Source organism: Streptomyces sp. NPDC058525 (genome assembly GCF_042719495.1).
Taxonomy (GTDB): Bacteria; Actinomycetota; Actinomycetes; order Streptomycetales; family Streptomycetaceae; genus Streptomyces.
On sequence record NZ_JBHXNP010000206.1, the window covers coordinates 1 to 3276 of the forward strand.

General features: G+C 73.0%; 5 protein-coding genes. 3 read left to right on the plus strand and 2 right to left on the minus strand.

The window, feature by feature from the left end; all coding sequences use genetic code 11:
• Both ACFWP3_RS41730 and ACFWP3_RS41735 read left to right on the plus strand, forming a co-directional pair.
• Window positions 1-95 (plus strand): adenosylhomocysteinase (locus tag ACFWP3_RS41730; protein ID WP_384232180.1); only part of this gene is annotated, 95 nt, incomplete at its 5' end.
• Window positions 96-184: 89 nt separating this feature from the next.
• Window positions 185-802: a hypothetical protein gene (locus tag ACFWP3_RS41735; protein WP_384232174.1), complete on the plus strand. Its 618-nt coding sequence runs from the start codon at window positions 185-187 to the stop codon at window positions 800-802.
• Window positions 803-806: 4 nt separating this feature from the next.
• Here the strand turns inward: ACFWP3_RS41735 and ACFWP3_RS41740 are convergent, their stop codons facing one another.
• Window positions 807-1793, minus strand: a complete 987-nt coding sequence (locus tag ACFWP3_RS41740) for an RDD family protein (protein WP_384232176.1) — start codon at window positions 1791-1793, stop codon at window positions 807-809.
• Between the two features lie 111 nt (window positions 1794-1904).
• Here ACFWP3_RS41740 and ACFWP3_RS41745 point away from each other — a divergent pair, with 111 nt between their 5' ends.
• The gene (locus ACFWP3_RS41745) at window positions 1905-2912 is read left to right on the plus strand and encodes a stage II sporulation protein M (RefSeq protein WP_384232177.1); all 1008 of its coding nucleotides are present in this window, start codon (window positions 1905-1907) and stop codon (window positions 2910-2912) included.
• 179 nt (window positions 2913-3091) lie between these two features.
• On the opposite strand, the gene ACFWP3_RS41750 is transcribed toward ACFWP3_RS41745, so the two are convergent.
• A partial coding sequence (locus tag ACFWP3_RS41750; RefSeq protein WP_384232179.1) for a hypothetical protein occupies window positions 3092-3276 on the minus strand: 185 nt, incomplete at its 5' end.

Below are 3276 nucleotides of genomic sequence, written 5' to 3' on the forward strand. Positions count from 1 at the left end.
TGGGCGTGCGCCTCACCACCCTGCGGCCGGAGCAGGCCGAGTACATCGGCGTCAAGGTCGAGGGCCCGTACAAGCCCGACCACTACCGCTACTGATCCCCGCACGGCAGTAGCAGCAGCACGTCACGCAGGCCCCCGGCTCGAACGCCGGGGGCCTGCCCCGTACCCATCCAAGGACCGACACGATGCCCCGCGGCCGCTACTCCCTGCACGACCCGCACGACCACACCCCCCTCGGCGAGGAGCACTTCCACTGCGCCCCCGGCCCCTCCGGCTGGCGCTACGTCTCCCAGCTGACCGCCCCCGACGGCGAGCACCGGGGCTCCGTCGACCTGGCCATCGACGAACTCGGCCGCCCCATTCGCCTCGAGGTGAACGCGTCGAGCTGGCAGGTGCGCGGGGCCGCCATCGACGGCGTCACCTGGGTCCGTACCGACCCCACCGGCGCCGAGGCCACCGAGGGAAACGTCCACGCCCCCGGCTTCACCGGCACCTCACCGGCCTTCCTCATCGCGACGGCCCGCCTGCTGCGCCTGACCCCCGGCGCCCCCGCCACCCGCGTCCGGCTCCTCGCCCTCACCGATCCGGTACTGGCCCCCCGTACGGTCGACCAGGCCTGGGCCCTGCTGCGCCGCGAGGAACACCCCACCGACAGCGGCCCGCTGCTCGTGGACGAATACCAGGTCAGCGCCCTGGACACCGGCGAGGTCCACACGGTCCACATCGCGGGCGACGTGGTCCTGTCCGCCCCGGGCATCGAACTCGAACACCTGGAGACCCCGCCCTCGGCCTTCGAGGAGTGACCCCTCAGGCCGGCGGCGCGAACCCACCGGCGCGCGGCGCCTCCACGGGCGCGGCCGGCCCGGCCGCCCCGGCCGGCGCGGGCGCCACAGGCGGAACCGGCACGGCACCGGCCACGGGACCGTGGCCGGGCGGGCGACCGTACGCGGGCAGCTGCCCGGCCCCCGGCGCGGCGCCGACCCCCGGCGCGACCCCGGCCACCGGACCGTACCCGGCCGCCGCGGCGCCGCCCGGCCCGGGAGCCGCCGGCCGCAAGGCCCGGGCCGCATCCCGCGACTGCCGCTCGTGCACCACGGCCATCAGGAACGCGGCGGCCGGCACCCCCGCCGGCGCGGGCGCCCCGGTCCGCGCGACCAGATCGTCCGCGAGCCGCGCCGCCATCGCCGCGCCGACCCGCGGGTCCAGCTGGTTCATCCGCGTCAGGTACTGGCGTATCGCCAGCCACAGCCCGTCCGGCACCGCCGACAGGTCCAGCCCGGTGAAACGCCCCGCCAGCCACGGCGGCGGCGGAGGCACCGGCATCACCCGAGCCCCCGGCACCCGCTCCCGGATCACCAGGGTCCCCGCGAACACGTCCCCGAGCCGCCGCCCGCGCGCCGACACCAGCGAGGCGATGCACGCCACGGCCCCGAAGGTCATCAGCAGCTCCACGACGCCCAGGGCCCCGCGCACCAGCGCGTGACGGAACCGGATCGGTCCGCCGTCGTCCCGTACGACCCGCAGCCCGCAGGCCAGCTTGCCCAGCGAGCGGCCGTGGCTGAGCGTCTCCACCGCGATCGGCACCCCGACCAGCAGCAGCACGAAGGAGGCCACCGTCACGGCCGCCTGCGCCGCCGAGTCGAGCGAGGAGGTGGCGAAGGTCAGGCCGACGGACAGGATCACGTACCCGGCGACGTACACGACCAGGTCGAGGACGATCGCCAGCGCCCGGCTCGGCAGCCTCGCAGGCCTCAACCCCAGGACGACCGCGTCCCCCGTCACCAGATCGCTCACCACAGCACCTTTCGCATGACCTGCCCCGCCCCTGAGGCATCCAGTCTGCCAAGCTGACCACACGAGGAATAGCCAGCAGCAGGGGCACTGGGGCAGGGGAGCGGCAACCGGATGGATCTCGACGTCTTCGTGACGGCACACCGCGCGGAATGGGACCGCCTGGAGCAGCTCCTGGGCCGCGGCCGCAAGCTGACCGGCGCCGAGGCCGACGAACTCGTCGCCCTCTACCAGCGCACCTCCACCCATCTCTCCCTCGTGCAGTCCAGCGCCCCCGACCCCATGCTCACGGGCCGCCTCACCCAGCTGGTCGCCCGCGCCCGCGCCACCGTGACGGGCACCCGCCGGGCGGGCTGGCGCGACGCCGTGCTGTTCTTCACGGTGGGCTTCCCGGCCGCCGTCTACCGCAGCCGCCGCTGGTGGATACCGACCGCACTGCTCTCCACGGCGCTCGGCGTGCTCATCGGCTGGTGGATCGCCACGCACCCGGAGGTGCAGGGCGCCATCGCGGCCCCGGACCACCTCAAGGAGCTCACGAAGCCCGGCGGCCAGTACGAGACGTACTACTCCAGCCACCCGGCGGGCTCCTTCGCCGCCCAGGTCTGGACGAACAACGCCCAGGCAGCGGCGATCTGCCTCGTCCTCGGCGCCTTCCTCGGCCTGCCGGTGCTCTGGATCCTCTTCCTGAACATGGCCAACCTGGGCGTGGGCCTCGGGCTGATGGCCTCGGCCGGCCGCCTGGACGTCTTCCTCGGCCTGATCCTCCCGCACGGCCTGCTCGAACTGACGGCCGTCTTCGTCGCCGCGGGCACCGGCCTGAAGCTCGGCTGGACGGTCATCGACCCGGGCCCCCGCACCCGGCGCACGGCCCTCGCCGAACAGGGCCGCGCGGCCCTCGGCATGGCCATCGGCCTCGCGGCGGTCCTGTTCGTCTCGGGCCTGATCGAAGGCTTCGTCACCCCGTCCGGCCTGCCCACCTGGGCCCGCATCACCATCGGCGTCGTGGCCGAGGCCGCCTTCCTGGTCTACGTCTACGTCCTGGGCGGCAGGGCCGCGCGGGCCGGCGAGGCGGGCGACGTGGAAGCCGCCGACCGCACGGCGACGCTCCCCACCGCGGCCTGATGTGCGGAGGGGCCCGCTGAGCTGCTAGTCTCCTCAGGTCCCGGAAGCCCTGTTGACACAGAGCCGACGGGGAGGTAGATTCGAACGGTTGCCTCGGACTGGACAAGTTCGGCAGTGACGGTTTACAATCTTTCTCGCCCCTGCAAGGAATGCAATTCCAGCGGGGCTCAATCGACTCCTCATTCAGGAATCCGAAGCCGGTAAATCCGGTGGAAAGCTTCTGATAGAGTCGGAATCGCCGGAAAGGGAAAGCGCGAAAGCGCAGGACTCTGGAAAGCACCGAGGAAGTCGGGCCCGAAAGAGTCTGATAGAGTCGGAAACGCAAGAACAGAACGAAAGCCCGGAGGAAAGCCCGAGAGGGTGA

What these genes read in the sequence shown, in the direction of transcription:
- ACFWP3_RS41735 (WP_384232174.1), top strand. Translation starts at nt 185, where the DNA reads ATGCCCCGCGGCCGCTACTCCCTGCACGACCCGCACGACCACACCCCC.
- ACFWP3_RS41745 (WP_384232177.1), top strand. Translation starts at nt 1,905, where the DNA reads ATGGATCTCGACGTCTTCGTGACGGCACACCGCGCGGAATGGGACCGC.